This is a genomic window from Collinsella sp. AF08-23 (genome assembly GCF_003479805.1).
Lineage (GTDB): Bacteria > Actinomycetota > Coriobacteriia > Coriobacteriales > Coriobacteriaceae > Collinsella.
The window spans coordinates 122,191-140,966 of sequence record NZ_QUHV01000004.1; the positions used below are offsets into that span (position 1 = coordinate 122,191).

The 18,776-nt window shown below is 56.5% G+C and carries 13 protein-coding genes and 3 pseudogenes; 7 read left to right on the forward strand and 9 right to left on the reverse strand.

Going from position 1 to position 18,776, the window contains the following annotated elements:
- The first annotated feature begins 156 nt into the window (after positions 1-156).
- On the forward strand, positions 157-1,467 hold the full coding sequence (gene hisS / locus DWV48_RS03660; RefSeq protein ID WP_118653499.1) for a histidine--tRNA ligase: 1,311 nt from the start codon (positions 157-159) through the stop codon (positions 1,465-1,467).
- A gap of 306 nt (positions 1,468-1,773) precedes the next feature.
- Positions 1,774-4,545: a phosphoenolpyruvate carboxylase gene (locus DWV48_RS03665; RefSeq protein WP_369834775.1), complete on the forward strand. Its 2,772-nt coding sequence runs from the start codon at positions 1,774-1,776 to the stop codon at positions 4,543-4,545.
- Between the two features lie 250 nt (positions 4,546-4,795).
- Here the strand turns inward: DWV48_RS03665 and DWV48_RS09160 are convergent, their stop codons facing one another.
- The 6 genes from DWV48_RS09160 to DWV48_RS03690 form a co-directional block, all read right to left on the reverse strand.
- Complete coding sequence (locus DWV48_RS09160) at positions 4,796-4,945, reverse strand: hypothetical protein (RefSeq protein ID WP_158574811.1); 150 nt, start codon at positions 4,943-4,945, stop codon at positions 4,796-4,798.
- 556 nt (positions 4,946-5,501) lie between these two features.
- Positions 5,502-5,747 carry a helix-turn-helix transcriptional regulator gene (locus DWV48_RS03675; protein ID WP_118653502.1) on the reverse strand — a complete coding sequence of 82 codons (246 nt, stop codon included), beginning with the start codon at positions 5,745-5,747 and terminating at the stop codon, positions 5,502-5,504.
- Positions 5,748-5,749: 2 nt separating this feature from the next.
- Positions 5,750-6,247, reverse strand: a complete 498-nt coding sequence (locus DWV48_RS03680; protein WP_118653503.1) for a DUF2975 domain-containing protein — start codon at positions 6,245-6,247, stop codon at positions 5,750-5,752.
- A 301-nt stretch (positions 6,248-6,548) separates the two neighbouring features.
- On the reverse strand, positions 6,549-6,692 hold the full coding sequence (locus DWV48_RS09165) for a hypothetical protein (protein WP_158574812.1): 144 nt from the start codon (positions 6,690-6,692) through the stop codon (positions 6,549-6,551).
- A gap of 26 nt (positions 6,693-6,718) precedes the next feature.
- On the reverse strand, positions 6,719-9,781 hold the full coding sequence (locus DWV48_RS03685; protein WP_118653504.1) for a DEAD/DEAH box helicase family protein: 3,063 nt from the start codon (positions 9,779-9,781) through the stop codon (positions 6,719-6,721).
- Position 9,782: 1 nt separating this feature from the next.
- The gene (locus tag DWV48_RS03690; protein ID WP_199408098.1) at positions 9,783-10,433 is read right to left on the reverse strand and encodes a hypothetical protein; all 651 of its coding nucleotides are present in this window, start codon (positions 10,431-10,433) and stop codon (positions 9,783-9,785) included.
- A gap of 679 nt (positions 10,434-11,112) precedes the next feature.
- On the opposite strand from DWV48_RS03690, the gene tet(W) reads away from it, so the two are divergent.
- On the forward strand, positions 11,113-13,032 hold the full coding sequence (tet(W), locus tag DWV48_RS03700; protein WP_118653505.1) for a tetracycline resistance ribosomal protection protein Tet(W): 1,920 nt from the start codon (positions 11,113-11,115) through the stop codon (positions 13,030-13,032).
- 81 nt (positions 13,033-13,113) lie between these two features.
- Positions 13,114-13,293, forward strand: a pseudogene (locus DWV48_RS09495) (hypothetical protein); the annotation flags it as partial.
- Here the strand turns inward: DWV48_RS09495 and DWV48_RS09500 are convergent.
- Together DWV48_RS09500 and DWV48_RS03710 are read right to left on the reverse strand one after the other, a co-directional pair.
- A pseudogene (locus DWV48_RS09500) lies at positions 13,268-13,456 on the reverse strand (plasmid mobilization relaxosome protein MobC); the annotation flags it as partial. The pseudogenes DWV48_RS09495 and DWV48_RS09500 overlap by 26 nt on opposite strands.
- Positions 13,457-13,657: 201 nt before the next feature.
- A complete protein-coding gene (locus tag DWV48_RS03710) occupies positions 13,658-14,014 on the reverse strand; it encodes a helix-turn-helix transcriptional regulator (RefSeq protein WP_002584957.1) in 357 nt (118 codons plus the stop codon).
- A 356-nt stretch (positions 14,015-14,370) separates the two neighbouring features.
- On the opposite strand from DWV48_RS03710, the gene DWV48_RS03715 reads away from it, so the two are divergent.
- The 3 genes and pseudogenes from DWV48_RS03715 to DWV48_RS03725 form a co-directional block, all read left to right on the forward strand.
- Complete coding sequence (locus DWV48_RS03715; protein ID WP_003431289.1) at positions 14,371-14,556, forward strand: cysteine-rich KTR domain-containing protein; 186 nt, start codon at positions 14,371-14,373, stop codon at positions 14,554-14,556.
- A gap of 16 nt (positions 14,557-14,572) precedes the next feature.
- Positions 14,573-15,559 carry a 23S rRNA (adenine(2503)-C(2))-methyltransferase RlmN gene (gene rlmN / locus DWV48_RS03720; RefSeq protein WP_006774449.1) on the forward strand — a complete coding sequence of 329 codons (987 nt, stop codon included), beginning with the start codon at positions 14,573-14,575 and terminating at the stop codon, positions 15,557-15,559.
- 471 nt (positions 15,560-16,030) lie between these two features.
- Positions 16,031-17,476, forward strand: a pseudogene (locus tag DWV48_RS03725) (recombinase family protein); the annotation flags it as partial.
- Between the two features lie 53 nt (positions 17,477-17,529).
- Here the strand turns inward: DWV48_RS03725 and DWV48_RS03730 are convergent.
- Positions 17,530-18,765, reverse strand: a complete 1,236-nt coding sequence (locus tag DWV48_RS03730) for a site-specific DNA-methyltransferase (RefSeq protein ID WP_233546113.1) — start codon at positions 18,763-18,765, stop codon at positions 17,530-17,532.
- Positions 18,766-18,776 lie beyond the last annotated feature (11 nt).

The window sequence follows — 18,776 nt, forward strand, 5'->3', positions numbered from 1 at the left end:
GACGTCCGCCTCGCTCGTCCGCCTATGGTATTTCGGAGCCGCTCTTTACGGGCGGTTCCTTTTGTTTGCAGGTATACTGTCTTGATTGAATTCACCAATTCCGGCACCACCCGGGAGCGCATCGGCGCTCGTGGGCGCACGCGAAGGAGACACCATATGCAGGCACAGAAGGCCGAAGGCACCAAGGACCTCATCGGGCGCGAGATGCGCTCTTGGCTCAAGATGCAGGAAGTCGCGGCGGAGGTGTTCGGCCCGTTTGGGTTCGAGCCCATCGAGACTCCGGCGATCGAGCAGCTCGACGTATTCGTCCACGGCATCGGCCAATCCACCGACGTGGTGCGCAAGGAGATGTTCCGCGTTTTCTCCGGCGCGAATTTCGAGCGCGTCCTCACCGAGGGTACCGACGCCAAGCTCAAGGCCAAGCAGCGCCTGGCGCTTCGTCCCGAGGGCACGGCCGGCGTGGTGCGCGCCGTGGTGGAGAACAACCTGGTTCCCCAGGGCTCCGCTCCGTTCAAGGCGTGGTACGCGGAGGCGATGTTCCGCGGCGAGCGCCCGCAGAAGGGCCGCCTGCGTCAGTTCCACCAGGTGGGCATTGAGTGGCTGGGCGCTCCCGACGCCGCCGCCGATGCCGAGTGCATCATCATGCTCATGCGCTTTTACGAGCGCCTGGGCTTCGACCTCTCCAAGCTCCGCCTGCTCATCAACTCCATGGGCGACCCGGCGTGTCGTCCCGCGTATCGCGAGACCGTGCGCCAGTTCATCCTCGACCATGCCGACGAGATGTGCGATGAGTGCCGCGAGCGCGCCGAGATCAACCCGCTGCGCGCCTTCGACTGCAAAAACGAGCACTGTCGCGAGGTCATGAAGGGTGCCCCGCTTATGGGCGACAACCTGTGCGACGATTGCCGCGAGCATTACGAGCAGGTCAAGCGCCATCTCGACGCGGCGGGCATCGAGTATGTTGAGGATCCGACCCTCGTGCGCGGCCTGGACTACTACACCCGCACGGTTTTTGAGGTCGAGGCGCCGGGTGCGGGCGTGGGCTCCATCGGCGGCGGTGGCCGTTACGATGGGTTGGTCGAGCTTGAGGGCGGTAAGCCCACGCCGGGTGTCGGATTCGCCGTGGGCTTTGAGCGCGCCATGCTCGCCCTTGAGGCGTTCGGCAAGGAGATGGCATGCGACGATGAGGGCTGCGTCTTCGTGGCGAATGCCGGTGCCGACCTTCGCGACGAGGTGTTCGCGTTGGCACTCGATCTACGCGCCCGTGGCGTCCGCACCGAGTGCGACTACCAGGGCAAGTCGCTTAAGGCCCAGTTCAAGCTGGCGGATAAGTTGGGCGCGTCCCACATCGTGATCATCGGCGGCGACGAGCTCGCCGCGGGCAAGGTCAAGCTGCGCAACATGGCAACGCATGAGGAACGTTTAATCGATCGCGTTGGGGCCGCTGAAATCATTGCAGCTCTGTAGCGCATTCGACGATGGAAACCCAGGGCGGTGGGAACAAGTGTCCCGCCGCCCTTTCCGTTTGGGGCGGCTGCGCTGCCCGCCGAGAAGCTCATGCCGCCCGCCGAAGTGCGCGAGCCGTCTACCGATAATTTGTTGAAACGTAGGAGATGTACTCCACTTCACTAAAGTATGTGGTAGATACGGGAGAGCCTGCCTATAATAATGCAGTCTGCGAGGTTTATGCGCCTCGTGCTAAGCAATGAAGGAGGTAGTGTGGCAGAGAATACGCAAGCTGGCCAGCGCCTGAGCGAAGCGCTCACCGGCGACATGATCGCTGATGTCATGTCGGGCACCCGTCGTATCGACCTGACCGACCTTGAGGCGGCGGTCGAGGTTCTGTCCGACATCGACATCCCCGCCGAGCTCCGCGACAACCTGGCGCTGTTCCTGCGCCTCGAGCGCCGCATCCTGCGCGAGTACGACGCTCAAGTGCTCGATGTATTCGATGAGCTCATGGTGAGCGTCATTCGCGCGAACGCCGGCGATCCCGGTGCCGAGGCCGATGGCGAGGATGTTGACGAGCAGGGCATGCCCGCGGGGGAGACGTCCTCCGCCCGCGCCTTCCGCGACGCCGTCTCCCTCATCGACGCACTGCCCATCGACCAAGCTCAGGTCATCGTACGCGCCTTCACGGCGTTTTTCCACCTGGCGAACCTCTCCGAGGAGAGCTATCGCGTGGGTATCCTGCGCGAGCGTGAGCGCAGCGTCTCCACCGAGGACGCCGTCGACCCGGCGAACGCCCTCACCGTGGCGTTCCATCAGCTCACCGATGAGGTGGGCGGAGCCAAAGCAACCGAGCTGCTCTCTCGCCTGGAGTTCCATCCGGTTTTCACCGCGCATCCTACCGAGGCGCGCCGCAAGGCCGTTGAGGGTAAGATCCGCCGCATCGCCGGCCTGCTCGAGGAACGTGGGCGCCTGGGCGGCTCCGACCTCGTTGAGAACGAGCGCCACATGCTCCAGGAGATCGATGCGCTCGTGCGCACGAGCCCCATTGCCCTCAAGAAGCCCACGCCCGTCGAGGAAGCCGACACCATCATCGACATCTTCGACAGCACGCTGTTCGATACCATCCCCGTGGTGTACCGCCGTTTTGACGACTGGGTTTTGGGCGAGTATGCCGGCACGGTTCCGCCCGTGTGCCCGGCGTTCTTCCACCCTGGCAGCTGGATCGGCTCCGATCGTGACGGCAACCCCAACGTCACCGCCAAGGTGAGCCGTCAGGTTGCCGCGAAGTACGCCACGCACATGATCGCCAAGCTCGCCGACAAGTGCCGCCGCGTGGGCCGCAACCTCACGCTCGAGGCCGCATACACCAAGCCGTCCGATGAGCTGCTCAACCTGTGGAGCCATCAGGTGGAGATGAGCGAGGTCCTTACCGAGCGTGCCAGCGAGATCTCCAACTCCGAGCCCCATCGTGCCGTGATGCTCGTGATGGCAGCGCGCCTGGACGCCACCGTGGCCCGCAATGCCGACACGATGTACCGCACCTGCGACGATTTCCTCGCCGACCTGCGTGTGGTCCAGCGTTCGCTCGCCGAGGCCGGCGCCGTTCGCGCCGCATACGGACCGGTCCAGACCCTCATCTGGCAGACCGAGACCTTCGGCTTCCACATGGTGGAAATGGAATTCCGTCAGCACTCCGTGGTGCACACCCGTGCGCTCGCCGACATTCGCGAGCACGGCATCCACGGCGAGCTCGCCCCCATGACGCGCGAGGTGCTCGACACGTTCCGCGCCATCGGCTCCATCCAGAAACGCTATGGCACCAAGATGGCGCGCCGCTACATCATCTCGTTCACCAAGAGCGCCCAGCATGTGGCCGACGTCTACGAGCTCGCGCAGCTCGCCTTCGCGCATGCCGAGGACGTGCCGATGCTCGACGTGATCCCGCTGTTCGAGCAGCTGGAGGATCTCGAGGGCTGCGTGGACGTGCTCGAGGAGATGCTCAAGCTCCCCGCCGTTCAGGCGCGCCTGGCGCAGACCGGTCGCCGCATGGAGGTCATGCTTGGATACTCCGATTCCTCCAAGGACGCCGGCCCCACCACCGCCACGCTCGCCCTGCACTCCGCACAGGAGCGCATCGCCGCGTGGGCGGAGAAAAACGACATCGACCTCGTGCTCATGCACGGCCGCGGTGGTGCCGTGGGCCGTGGCGGTGGTCCTGCCAACCGCGCGGTGCTGGCCCAGCCCGCCGGCTCGGTGAACTGCTTCTTCAAGGTCACGGAGCAGGGCGAGGTCATCTTCGCGCGCTATGGCAATTCCACGCTGGCACAGCGCCATGTGGAGAGCGTCGCGGCGGCGACCCTGCTTAACTCTGCGCCCTCTGTGGAGCGCACCAACACCGAGACCACCGAGCGGTATGCCGACATGGCCTCTGTGCTCAACCGTGCGAGCCACAAGCGCTACCTCGACCTGCTTAACGCCGAGGATTTCACCCCGTGGTTCTCGACCGTCACCCCGCTTACCGAGGTCGGCCTGCTGCCCATCGGCAGCCGTCCGGCCAAGCGTGGCCTGGGCGCCAAGTCGCTTGACGACCTGCGTACCATCCCGTGGGTGTTCTCGTGGAGCCAGGCACGCATCAACCTGGCCGCGTGGTACGGCCTGGGTACCGCGTGCGAGGAGCTGGGCGATCTGGAGTTGCTGCAGCGCGCATACCGCGAGTGGCCGCTGTTCAGCACGTTCATCGACAACATCGAGATGTCGATCGCCAAGACCGACAACCGCATCGCTAAGATGTACCTGGCGCTGGGCGACCGCGATGATCTTGCCGCGAAGGTGTTTGATGAGATGATGCTCACGCGCTCGTGGGTGCTGCGCATTGTGGGCGACGCGTGGCCGCTGGAGCACCGCCGCGTGCTCGGCCAGGCGGTGCGTGTGCGCAACCCGTTTGTGGATGCCCTTTCGTTGGCGCAGGTCCGTGCGCTGCGTGAGGTCCGCGCCAACCAGGACGAGCTGTCCGAGGAAGCCAAGGCCGAGTACATGAGCCTCGTGCTGGAGACCGTGACCGGCGTCTCCGCCGGCCTGCAGAACACGGGGTAATCCGGAGTACGATGCTCCCACAGCGCCCCCGCAGGTTGCTTTGCCTGCGGGGGCGTTTTTTTGTTCGCGGCGGTACGTGGCGTCAGCAGGCACCGACCTCGACGCGTGCCGCGCCCGCAGGAGCCGGACCCCGCCACGTGCCGGACCTGTAAGAGCCGCACAACGCCGCGCGCCGGACCTACGGATTGACATTGCCTATGCTGCCCATAGGCAATCCCGGCCAAGGGCGGAAGCTGATGACGAAACCCGGTTAGTCTATGCGCCACACGGGATCGGCAGCAGTGCCGGTGACCAGCAGCTCGGGTTGGTTTCCGTGCCATGCCAGCGCGTAGTCATCTCGCGCGACGGGGTCGACGCCGTCATCGCACCCGAATGCCGCGTAGTATTCACCGAATCCCACCCCGCCCGGCACGACGTATGCGGTCGTTTCCCCATAGAGCAAAAAGTTGTAATGGACGGCGACAACGCGGTCGCCTGCCGGGCTTGGCGGATTGAGGACGTGGGTAATTTTCAGAGATAGCAGAAGCCCTTCGGCGAATATCGTCCAGACGGATGCGCATAGGGCGCATGTGAGCATGATGCGACTCAGGTGTCGCATGAGATGGCCGGGGCAACGTGCGGCACGGCTCGCGTCTCGTGCGAAACGATCTCGGGGGCGTATGAAGCGGTCCATGCACCGCGCGGAGTGGTCGAGGCTCCGTACGAAATGACCCGTGTGTTGCGTGAAGCGACCCGGGCGCCGATCCCGGGATGTCGATTCGGCGTCGTCTCGCCGGTGCTTCCGATACAAACGCGAGGCGAGCACCAGCGTGGGGCATGTGAGCGCCACCAGGAATATGGCGAGGCTTCTGCATGACGCGATTGCGACCGGTCCAATGAGGAGGGGCGCATCGAGGGTGCTCGGCACGGAGGTGTGCAGCGCAAGAGCCGCCCCGCCTGCGACGAGCGCCGCGAGATCAGCGCGCATCGGCGCCACGGGAATGGAAATCCCCGTCATGCTCCGGCACGTATTCCAGAATGTCACCTGGCTGGCAGTTGAGCTCCCGACATATGGCTTCGAGCGTGCTGAAACGGATGGCCCGGGCCTTACCGGTCTTGAGGATGGAGAGATTGGTGGTGCTGATACCCACGCGCTCGGACAGTTCGCCGAGCTTCATCTTGTGCCTCGCGAGCTCCACGTCGAGGTTAATCCGAATTCCCATGGCTACACCGTCAGATCTGCGTCGTCTTTGAGCTCGGTCGCACGCATGGTGAGGTGGACGAGCGCGAATGCGATGGCACTCAGGCAAAGGCTTCCCATGAGGAGCGACAGGGCAACGATGAGCGAGTAGGGAGCCGCGGCGGCAAGTGGAATCCACAGGAGGGCGCATGCGAGCCACGCGGTCGCGGCGGCTCCGTACCAGAGCGTCGCCCGTGAGAGGAGTCCGGCTGCCCTGCGTTCGAATCCCCCATTATCGCCGACGAGCGTGAACACGCGCCAAATGTAGGAACCTGCGCATATGAGGAAAATGAGGCCACATGCGGAGGCGATCGTTATGGGAAAGCGCGCATCGCTGAGGGCTTTGGCGGCGACGAGCGCCGCCGGGGCTTGCAAGACCATGATGCTGCCGAGAGGGCTTGCGATCCACGCGAGCGCCGCGCAGGCGATGATCATCCCCGCATCGACGGCCTTCAGTACAAGCGAAACTGGTTTGAGATTCATGTCCCTCCAATCAAACTTGAATATCGATGATTATATTACGATAAACATAAAATTGGAGAGAAATAGGATTGAGCATAAAAGATTCTCGATGCAAGCATCACTAACTTCACTCCAATTCGGGACCTACTGCGTACCGAATTGAGCTGGTCGCAAGATGGGCGACGGGAAACGTAGAGCCATGCCGTGGAATAAATTTTGTCCGAACGATCGAGATCATCTCAACCTCGCGGGCGAATGCGGCGCAGAAGGCCTCCGAGGAAATGGTGCAATTGGGGACGTACCCCAATTGCACCAGTTTGCCCTACAGCGTGAGCAGCCCCCGGCCAAAGGCGCTGGGAAACAGGAACGTACGGTGCTTGGGGTGGCCGCACTTATCCACGCCAAGGACGACCTCGATGTGGCCGTATTCGCGGTTGATGTCCACAACTTCACCGTAAAGGTTCATCGGTTCCGGCACCCCCTTAAGCGCGTCTACGCTTTCACTGCCTCGTATTGGTACGTTGTGCGAACGTTGTAGCGGAAGTCGTTTCCGAGGTCCAGCGCCTCGAAGTGCTTCTTGGCGCAGCCGATCTTGATCTTCTCCGCGTCGCGCAGGGCGGGCTCGCCGTTCTTGCCGCCCTTGGTCTCGGTCACGAAGTACACGCGGCGCTCGCCGTCGGCCTCCTCGACGTACGCCCAGTCGGGGTTGTAACTGCCGAGCGGCGTGTCGATCTTGAACGCCGAGGGCAATTTCGCGAACACGAGAACCTCCTCCTGCTTGTCTAGAGCCTCGGCAAAGGAGCGCTCGACCCCCGCCGAGTCGTAGACCACGTAGTTGTACAGGCTCTTGCTCGTCATGTCCGGCTTCCACGCGTTCTGCCCAAGGTAGGCCGTGTAGTCGTCAAGCTCGAGGTCGCGCATGGTGTACCACTCGTCCTCGGGAAGGCGCACGTACTTGATGCCCTGGGCGATGAGGTCGTTCTTCACGCGGTTGATCTTGTCGCCGACCTGCGCGAGGAAGGTCGCGGGGTCGATCTCGAACTCGTCGAGGCGGCTGCAGCCCTCGAGGATCGCCTTGATGGTGCCGCGGGTGAGCCCGACGGCGTCCTGCAGCTCTGCGATCGGGTCGGGAAGGTCGTATTTCACCTTTCCCGAAACGGACACCACGGAGGTGCCCGTGCCCTCGGCGCTCACGCCCGCGTCGTCGATGCCCAGCGAGGCACGCTCGCTCGTCACCTGGGGCGGGCGCACGGCGAGCATGCCGTCGACAGCTTCGATGGCATGTTCGATGAGCTTGCCGGAGTCGACCTCGACCTGGAAGCGCGTGCGCTGGCGGATGCGGTCCCACAGGGCCTGGAACGCAGGGTCGAGCGTGACGTCCTTCTGCAGCTCGACCGAGACCTCCTTGGCCTTGTCACGGATCTGGACCCTCTGGGACTTGTGGATGATGATCGCCTCGACCTGCTCCTTGGCAGGCTCGAGCTCGGCGGGGAGCTCGACCTTGCCCTCCTCGGCGGCCGCCTTCAGCTCGGGCGTCACCGCGCCCTTGTCGTCGACCATGCCGGTCGCGACGAGGTGGTCGTAGACCTGCTTGGACTTCTCGTAGCCCAGGCGCTCCTCGACGCCATCATCGCCCTTGACCGTGACCTTCGTGAAGCTCTCCGGAGTGATGACGCCGAACTTGAAGTCCTCAGCCTCAAGCTCCTTCTGCAGGCCGTTGGCGAAGTCGTCGTAGCTCTCGTTCGCGATGACGGTGAGCACGTTCGCCTCTGGGTCGTACAGGCGCTCGCCATCCTGGTTCACGCACAGGCGCAGACCGCGGCCGATCTTCTGGCGCTTGGTCAGGTTGTCCTTTGTCTCGACGAGCGTGCAGATCTGGAACACGTTGGGGTTGTCCCAGCCCTCCTTGAGCGCGGAGTGGCTGAAGACGAAAGAGACGTCCTTGTCCGCGTCCTTGCCGTCCGGGAAGGAGATGAGCGTCTCCTTCTTCTGCATGATGAGCTCGAAGGCCCCGGCGTCGTCGGCGGTGCCGGCGGCTCCCTTGGAGTCCTTGGACTTGCCCTTCTTGTCCTTGGCGAAGTATCCCTGGTGCACGGCGTGGGGGTCGCGCACCAGCGGGGCGCCGACGGCTTCGTAGCACTCGAGCCACGTGCCCTTGCCGATCCCCGCCGCCTTTGCGATGCGACGAGGCGCCTTCGAGTTCAGGGCACCTGCGTACTCCTCCTCAGACATCAGGGCGTACAGGCCGCCGTGGACTTCGGGCTCGTAGACGCGGTATCGGTCGACGCGGTCGATGAAGAAGAGCGAGAGCACCTTCACGCCGCGCGGCCACAGCTCGAACTGGCGGGCCAGGTGGTCCTCGATGGTGCGGCGGATCTGCGCGCGCTTGACGACCTCCTCGTTGACGTCGCCCAGCGCCTCGCCGAGCTCGAGCACCTCGCCGTTCTGGAACTCTATGAACTCGTCGCCCACTGCGGCGCCGATGTTGTTGACCACCCAGCCGCTCTCGTAGTCGCTGTTCTCGCCGCTCTTCTGGTAGAGGTCGTTGCCGGTCTTCACCGTGACGGCCTTGCGCTTCTGCGTGCCGTCGGCCTGGCGCACGTCGATGGACACCTTGGCGGAGAACGGGTCGGACTTGACGGACTCGAGCCTCACGTACGCGCCGTTGAGGTTCGCCTCGGCCTTGATCGAGTCCACGCAGATGCCCTTCACCAGGTGGCGCTCGAAGGCGTCGACCGGCGTGAGGCGGTAGATCATGTTGTAGGCCTGCTTGTGCGTGGCCGAGTAGCGCAGCACGAACAGCGGGTTCAGGCTCTTGATGGCGGCCTTGGCCTGCTTGGTGTTGTCGACGCTCTGGGGCTCGTCGATGATGACGACGGGCTTGCAGGCGCTCACGAGCTCGCGAGGGCTGAAGCCGCCGGTGAGCTTCTCGCTGGGACGGTGGAAGAGGTTGCCCTCCTTCGCGGTGCCATCCTTCTCGAGGCCCTTGTTGAACGCGTCGATGTTGATGACCATGACCTGGATGGAGCTCGACGTGGCGAAGTTACCCACCGGCCCCATGTCCTTCGAGTCGTACACGAAGTAGTCGAGCGGCGTGCGGTCGTAGAGCGTCTCGAAGTGCCTGCGGGTGGTCTGGAGGCTCTTGAGGACGCCCTCGCGGATGGCCACGCTCGGCACGACGATAACGAACTTGGTGATGCCGTAGCGGCGGTTTAGCTCGTAGATGGAGCGGATGTAGACGTAGGTCTTGCCGGTGCCGGTCTCCATCTCGACGGTGAAGTCTCGCAGGCGCCCATCGGTGAGGACGTCGGTTGCCGGGAGGCAGCCCTCCTCCTGCACGGCGTGCAGGTTGTCGAGGAGCTGGCCCGGCGCCACGCGAAGCTCGTTGCCGTGGCCGACCATGAGCTCGCCGATTGCCGTCTGGCCTTTGCGGCCGGAATCGGCGGAGAATACGCTGCCAATAAATTGTTGTCCGCGGAACAGGTCGCAGGTTGCTTCGATGGCCTCCAGCTGGTGCTGCTGGTCGGATGAGAACTTGAACTCGAGCGCCGCCATGCTAGACCGTCCTCAATTCGATCTCACAGCCCATGCGCTCGCCGGCGTGCTTGAAGATCTGCACGGCGTTGAGCTTGAGGGTGTCGTCGAGGACGGAATCGAGGATGAGAACGCGCCTGGGCTCCATGTCGGCGATGGCCTCGAGCGCCTCAATGGTGAGGCCTCGGGACATGCAGCAGACGAGCTCGTCGCAAGCGACGGACCAGATGGGATAGCCCGCGGCTTCAGACTTCTCGACGGGCAGCGTGAGCTCGAGGCCCCATTTGAGCATCATCTCGAAGACGATATCCATATCGGAGCGATCGGGCTTGACCACGTCGAAGAGGAGCTGACCGGGCTCGGGCTTCTCAATGCCGGACTCATCGAGCTCGAACACACGGAAGCCGATGTCGGGAAGCTGCTTGGGTCCCTCGCCAAGCTTGAGTTGACGGTTGGATTCCTCGAGCTCGGTTTTGATTTTGTCGCCTGCGCGGCGAATGCGTCCTTCGCCTATGTCGCAGAGAGTCTCATACCCGTCCTTGTAGGCGTCGCGTTTCGGGTCACAAGGCTCTGGAAGCTGGACAAGGATAAACTGATAGCGATCATCTTTTCCGAGCTCCTGCAGGAACATGGCATGGGCGGTCGATGCTGAGCCTGAGAAAAAATCAAGCACAATATCACCCGTGCTTAAATGCTCATGTACGGTAAAGAAGCAAGCAACCGAAAACAATAGATAGACCGCCAGCACTACACTATTCCGAACCAAAGACCAAAAGATAAGCATTTTGAGAAAATCTAAACTTTTGGATTTTCCTACAATGCCGACTACGGCGGAATCCCTCCCACTCCTTATATATTTCTTTCTGTATACATTGAATTTGTATTTAGTAAAATGCAGACAACACCACGGATCGGCTTTTGGCTGGACAATTCCAACCAAACACCGCAGCAGACAGTAGAAACCATTCTGAACGTTAGGAAGCCGGTATGATTGTTACATATAAGGGGAAGAAAAATTTCTTTTAGATACTTGTTTTCCTAAAACTGATGTGATATAATAATTCATGTCCAGAAAAGGAGTAAAAAATATGCGGCAAGGTATTCTTAAATAAAACTATAATCAAAAAGTGGGAACAAAGGATTATGATAGTCCCTTTTGTAGGGGCTTAGTTTTTTGTACCCAATTTAAGAATACTTTTGCCTTATCAATTTTGACATATCCCAAAAACAGCACTCACAAACAGGTGTATGCTGCATATGTGTATGTCCGCAAATTATCATCCCCAGTGGTAAAAGTATTTTACTGCTGGGGATTTTTATGCCCTTCGGGGCAGTAAAGGGAGGACAATCACATGAAAATAATCAATATTGGAATTCTTGCCCATGTAGACGCTGGAAAGACGACCTTGACGGAGAGCCTGCTATATGCCAGCGGAGCCATTTCAGAACCGGGGAGCGTCGAAAAAGGGACAACGAGGACGGACACCATGTTTTTGGAGCGGCAGCGTGGGATTACCATTCAAGCGGCAGTCACTTCCTTCCAGTGGCACAGATGTAAAGTCAACATTGTGGATACGCCCGGCCACATGGATTTTTTGGCGGAGGTGTACCGCTCTTTGGCTGTTTTAGATGGGGCCATCTTGGTGATCTCCGCTAAAGATGGCGTGCAGGCCCAGACCCGTATTCTGTTCCATGCCCTGCGGAAAATGAACATTCCCACCGTTATCTTTATCAACAAGATCGACCAGGCTGGCGTTGATTTGCAGAGCGTGGTTCAGTCTGTTCGGGATAAGCTCTCCGCCGATATTATCATCAAGCAGACGGTGTCGCTGTCCCCGGAAATAGTCCTGGAGGAAAATACCGACATAGAAGCATGGGATGCGGTCATCGAAAATAACGATAAATTATTGGAAAAGTATATCGCAGGAGAACCAATCAGCCGGGAAAAACTTGTGCGGGAGGAACAGCGGCGGGTTCAAGACGCCTCCCTGTTCCCGGTCTATTATGGCAGCGCCAAAAAGGGCCTTGGCATTCAACCGTTGATGGATGCGGTGACAGGGCTGTTCCAACCGATTGGGGAACAGGGGAGCGCCGCCCTATGCGGCAGCGTTTTCAAGGTGGAGTATACAGATTGCGGCCAGCGGCGTGTCTATCTACGGCTATACAGCGGAACGCTGCGCCTGCGGGATACGGTGGCCCTGGCCGGGAGAGAAAAGCTGAAAATCACAGAGATGCGTATTCCATCCAAAGGGGAAATTGTTCGGACAGACACCGCTTATCCGGGTGAAATTGTTATCCTTCCCAGCGACAGCGTGAGGTTAAACGATGTATTAGGGGACCCAACCCGGCTCCCTCGTAAAAGGTGGCGTGAGGACCCCCTCCCCATGCTGCGGACGTCGATTGCGCCGAAAACGGCAGCGCAAAGAGAACGGCTGCTGGACGCTCTTACGCAACTTGCGGATACTGACCCGCTTTTGCGCTGCGAGGTGGATTCCATCACCCATGAGATCATTCTTTCTTTTTTGGGCCGGGTGCAGTTGGAGGTTGTTTCCGCTTTGCTGTCGGAAAAATACAAGCTTGAAACAGTGGTAAAGGAACCCACCGTCATTTATATGGAGCGGCCGCTCAAAGCAGCCAGCCACACCATCCATATCGAGGTGCCGCCCAACCCGTTTTGGGCATCCATCGGACTGTCTGTTACACCACTCCCGCTTGGCTCCGGTGTACAATACGAGAGCCGGGTTTCGCTGGGATACTTGAACCAGAGTTTTCAAAACGCTGTCAGGGATGGTATCCGTTACGGGCTGGAGCAGGGCTTGTTCGGCTGGAACGTAACGGACTGTAAGATTTGCTTTGAATACGGGCTTTATTACAGTCCAGTCAGCACGCCGGCGGACTTCCGCTCATTGGCCCCGATTGTATTGGAACAGGCATTGAAGGAATCAGGGACGCAACTGCTGGAACCTTATCTCTCCTTCACCCTCTATGCGCCCCGGGAATATCTTTCCAGGGCTTATCATGATGCACCGAAATACTGTGCCACCATCGAAACGGTCCAGGTAAAAAAGGATGAAGTTGTCTTTACTGGCGAGATTCCCGCCCGCTGTATACAGGCATACCGTACTGATCTGGCCTTTTACACCAACGGGCAGAGCGTATGCCTTACAGAACTGAAAGGGTATCAGGCCGCTGTCGACAAGCCAGTCATCCAGCCCCGCCGTCCAAACAGCCGCCTGGACAAGGTGCGCTATATGTTTCAGAAGATAATGTAACGTCTTGCGCAATGCAAGCGTTCATTGCTGGCTATTGCGAAATATCATTGATAAAATCAGTATCAGAGAGGAGAAACTATTTTGAACCAGGAACAGACGAATATTACAACAGGAAAGCAAATACGTCATCTGCGAACACAATCCAACCAGAAACGGATTTTGGAAGCCTACGCCAAGCAGAACGGCTTTACCAATCTGCGCTGGTACACCGACGACGGCTACTCAGGTGCGAACCTTGCAGTTCCCGGATATATGCTTTTGTGTCGCTTCGGTCAACGACAAGAATATACCCGTCTATCGCCATTTTACGGAAGTATGCCCCATACTGCTTTATGGGAAGCTGCTTCATCTTCTCGTCGATCAGCCGCTTTTCTTCTTCCGTAACGTAAAACTTCATCTGTATATTTCTCTTTCGGTTTTCCATTTCCGCACCGCCTTTCGGTATAAGGGTTTGGGATTATCCCAACAAGCATTTTCCGCAAACGGGTACTCGTTTGCTGTGCTTGCTATCTACTCCATACCCCCACCGAAAGGCGGTATTTGTTGCGCGTTCCTTTGATTTTGGACGCAAAAAAAGATTGCAGCCGCCATGCGCTGCAATCTCCCGATTTCTCATATTGTGAGGTTAATCCTCTGCTTTTTCGACTTCCGTTATCTCCCTTGCTGTTGCGGTTACAATCCGTATGCCTTTATCGCTCATACCGTCCAGCAGCGCGTCAAGCTGCCGCCGCCCGGTGGATTTCTCCGCATTGCTGTTCGGGAAGAAAAATTGATCTACCGAAATATGATACCGGGTTACAAGGTCATAGAATACCTGTAAACTCGGCTGTTGTCCCTTGTTCTCGATATTCGCAAGGTAGCGCGGGGAAATATATAACTCGTCGCTTACCTTTTTGCGGCTCTCGCCGTATTCATTTCTCGCGGCTTTTATAGCTGCCCCGAAAGCCTTAAAGTCGTACAATGGTACGGGTCTTTTTGCCATTTTCATTCACCCTGTTACATTTTACAGTTCACCTTTCTTTTTGGATATGTCCACACAATTCATATCATTAGGTTAAATACTTCCTGTTATGTATTGACAGTAGACTGATTTTCTGATAAAATAAAATTTATATAAAAGGAGGCGGCGTTTATGTTGCATAGCATGCGTATTAGATAAGCATTGAAAAAAAGGATTTTCCCATTTTCAACATTGGCTTTTTTGTCATGCTTATTTTGCGGATGCTATACAAAAAACTAACGACGTATAGATATAGTATAGACATAGTGCAAGCTATGCCTTAGTTTTGTTGTACTGCTCTGTGCATTTTTTTGTGTAAAAAGGACGAGTGAAATATAATGCTTAAAAAATATTGGATAAAATGTCCGATTTGTAACGGAAAGACGAGAGTTCAAGTATTTCATAATACTGTATTAAAAGATTTTCCTCTTTTCTGCCCTAAATGCAAATTGACGCATATCATTGATGTAGAAAAATTAGAGATTGTAATCAAAAATACAGAAAAACAAACTTTTATTATTTAGAAGAAAGGATATAAAAATGAAACGTTTACCTAAATATACGCCTGCGGAAGTACGGAATGATCCATACGGATTTACTTACAAAGAAATGTCGGAAGTTATTGGCGAGAATGAAGCAAAAGCCTTATATGAAGAATTATATAAGCAATTACCACGCAAAAAAAATCTATCAATGTTGGTAAAAAATATTTGCAAAAGCAGTGATACTGAAAAGTATGTTTACGAACTGAAAGACAACAAATACATTGAAACGGTTTTTATCAAGCGGCGAGATGGTGGAACTGTTTGCGTGAGCACACAAGTCGGTTGTCCTGTTGGTTGTATTTTTTGTGAGTCCGGGCGAAATGGCTTTGTTCGTAATCTAACATCGTCAGAAATCGTACAACAGATTATATTGTTGCGTCGAAAAGTAAACCGTATCGTTTTTATGGGTATGGGAGAGCCTTTATTCAATTATGACAACTTGATAAAAGCAATCCATATTCTCCGAGATAGATATGGGCTCAACTTTCCAACCGACGGCATTACCATATCAACAGTTGGTCCGGTCGATCAATTAAAAAAATTGCGCGAGGAACATCTTAAAATTCAGTTGACAATATCTTTACACGCAGCAACACAATCTGCAAGAAATCGTATTATTCCTCACATGCGCATATATGCTATTGAAGATGTTGTTAAGCAAGCCTTATCCTATTCTGAAAGGCATAATCGCAAAATTGTCTTTGCGTATTTGCTTTTACCGGGTATAAATGACCGGCCCTCAGATGTAAGACAACTTGCAAAATGGTTTCGGGGCAAAAAAGTTATGATTAACGTGTTACAATACAACCCAACAAGCAATTCAAGAATTAAAGCACCACAGAAACGGGAAATAGTTGCATTCAAACATCAATTAGAGCAAGCAGGACTTGAAGTTACTATGAGAGTTTCTCATGGCAGAGAGATTAACGCGGCTTGTGGACAGTTAGCTAACACATATAATAAATTCAAAAAAAATGATTAAAAGTGCCAGACGCATAGACGCAGAGCCGATAACGCATTAGGTCAAAAAACCTATGTGTTATCGGCTTTTTTATTTAATATTGCGCAAAAGCCGCTGTTCCCTATTATAGAATGGATTGCGGGTAGTGTATTAAAGTCGCCCTTTTTTAAGGATACGGCGGTATCGGGGAGGTATCGCCGTGTCCATTTTTATTTACTGTAACCCGCCTAATGCTTTGCGGTCAAAAAAAGCTATGCTCCGCAAGCGGGATATTCCGGCTATGAGTATGAACTGTCAATACATCTAAATACTTCTTACATTTCCTTTGCGCTCGTCCGCGTCTTGCGGACGGGCGCATTTTGCGTTTTTCAACTTTTTTCTGAAAAACGCACTCAAGAGCCATCTCCCGAACGGGTACGGAGCGAAAGGGGCAGAGAGGACAAGCCCTTAACTCCCGTCCTCTACTCCACGCGGGAAGGAGGTGAACTCTATGGAGCTATCTTCCAGCGGCCCGGATTTCAAGCCATGCTTGCAGACATTGAAGCCGGGAAAGTCGGCACCGTCATAGTCAAGGACATGAGCAAGCTGGGGCGTAATTACTTGCAGGTGGGATTTTACACGGAAATGCTGTTCCCTCAAAAGGGCGTGCGTTTTATCGCTGTCAATGACAACGTGGACAGCGCAAACGGCGGCATGGACAATGATTTTACCCCTCTGCGGAACTTATTTAACGAATGGCTGGTGAGAGATACGAGCAAGAAAAGCAAGGCAGTAAAGAAAGCAAAAGGCATGAGCGGCAAGCCTGTAACCAGCAAGCCAGTCTATGGCTATCTCATGGACAAGGACGAGAACTATATCGTTGACGAGGAAGCCGCCCCGGTTGTCCGGCAGATTTACCAGCTTTGCCTTGCGGGAAATGGCCCGACCAAGATTGCCCGTATGCTGACGGAGCAGCAAATCCCCACGCCGGGGACGCTGGAATACCGCAGGACGGGCAGCACCCGACGCTACCACCCCGGCTATGAGTGCAAGTGGGCGACAAACACCGTCGTCCATCTGCTGGAAAACCGGGAGTACACTGGCTGTCTGGTAAACTTCAAGACGGAGAAGCCCTCTTACAAGGTCAAGCACAGCGTTGAGAACCCCATCGAGAAGCAGGCTATCTTCCCAAATCACCATGAGCCGATTATCGACACGGAAACATGGGAGCGTGTGCAGGAGTTACGCAAGCAGCGAAAACGCCCGAACCGCTATGATGAAGTGGGGCTGTTCTCTGGTATGCTGTTCTGCGCCGACTGCGGCCATGTGCTGTATCAGCAGCGGTATCAGAACAAGAACCGCAAGCAGGACTGTTATATCTGCGGCAGCTACAAGAAGCGTACCCGTGACTGTACGGCACACTTTATCCGCACCGACCTTTTGACGGCGGGCGTGCTTTCCAATCTCCGGCAAGTGACGGAATACGCCGCCAGGCATGAGAGCCGCTTTGTAAAGCTGCTCATCCAGCAGAACGAAATCGGCGGCAAGAGAAAGACCGCCGCAGCCACGAAGCAGCTTGAACAGGCCCAGACACGCATTGCCGAAGTGAACCGCATTATCAAGCGGCTGTATGAGGACAATGTAAGCGGCAAAATCAGCGACGAGCGTTTCATGGAGCTGTCGGCGGACTATGAGCAGGAGCAGCGGGAACTGAAAGACCGGGCTGCCGCTTTGCAGGAGGAACTTTCCAAGTCGCAGGCCGCCACCGTCAACGCCGAGAAATTCATGGGGATTGTGAGAAAGCACCTTGCTTTTGAAGAATTGACCCCCACCCTCTTGCGGGAAATGATTGAGAAAATCGTCGTGCATGAGTGCAGCTATGACGAGAACGGCACCCGCAGGCAGGACATTGAGATTTATTACAGCTTTGTCGGCAAGATAGACTTGCCGGAAGCCTAACGCCTGACCTATCCGACACAGCCCTAAGTGCCGGATAGGAACGGCAAAATTTTTTACACTTCTATTACTTCTTTATCGCACATTAGCAGATTCGCAAGGGTTATCAGGCGCTGAAGTAGTTTCGTCGGTTTCGGTCCATCGAAATAGCCCTTTTCGTCAAATAGAGATACGAGCTCCTTGGCGCCTTCCTGGCTGTGACCCACTTCTTTGTAAAACATGATTGAAGTTGGAGCCATTCCATCATATTTGAGCTCTGTTAGGAAACGCTTGATGCAAGGGACGCTGTCGCCGTTTGGGCCAAACCAAATGCGGTTATCCTGGAGTCTCTCGCGAAACGCGTTTCGCGAGAGCCTCCAGCAGCGTCCTGCTGGAGGCTCTACAACACGCCCCGAGGGCGTTGTGATTGGATAGTCGGAATCTGGGCTGTAAGTCTTTACACTGAGGTCGCTTGGCTTCCAAACGCCTCGAGGGTCGTTGTCTGGATTCTTGTAGCGGGCGTTTGCCTCGTCTGTTCTCGGCAGGCGTCCAATCACAAAGCGCTCAATGGATTTGGCGTATACGAGAACATAATCATGGCTATTTGAAACGTATTTGGCGTCATTCTTGGGCGAGTAAGCTCGTTCCCAGATTAGCTGAGAAACGAAATTTGCCTCTCCGAACACCTCGTCACAGAGGATGCGCAAATTGCGGTCTTCGTTATCGTCAATCGAAATGAAAATGACGCCATCGTCGGTTAGGAGCTCTCGAGCCAGTCTCAACCTAGGGTACATCATCGAGCACCAGTCGCTATGGTAGCGGCCACTTGTGTCGGCGTTGGACTGGCCGGCGAGTCCCGCCTGCTCCTTATAGTTATCGACAGAGTTGCCGAAATTGTCCTTGTAGACAAAGTCGTGACCCGTGTTGTAGGGTGGGTCGATGTAGATCATCTTGACCTTGCCGTGGTAGTCGCGCTGTAGGAGCTTCAGCACCTCGAGATTGTCGCCTTCGATATAAATGTTGTCCGAGTCGAAGGACCCATCCTCTCCATCGCGGCTGCGGCTTTTCTCGATACGGGGACGCAAAGTAGCAGTGCTGGACATCTGCGACTGGCGGATGGCATCGGCCTTGCCGGGCCACGTGAACGCATAGCGCTCCAGGCCCTCGTCTACCTCGTCGCCAAGCTCCAGCCGCAGTTTGTCGAAGTCGATTCCGCTCTCGGAGAACACTTCGGGCATCAGCTCCTTGAGCTTATTCAGGCGGTCGTCAATAAGACTCTCCGATTCAAGAGTCATCTTTTCTATCTCGCCCATGAGGTCTCCTC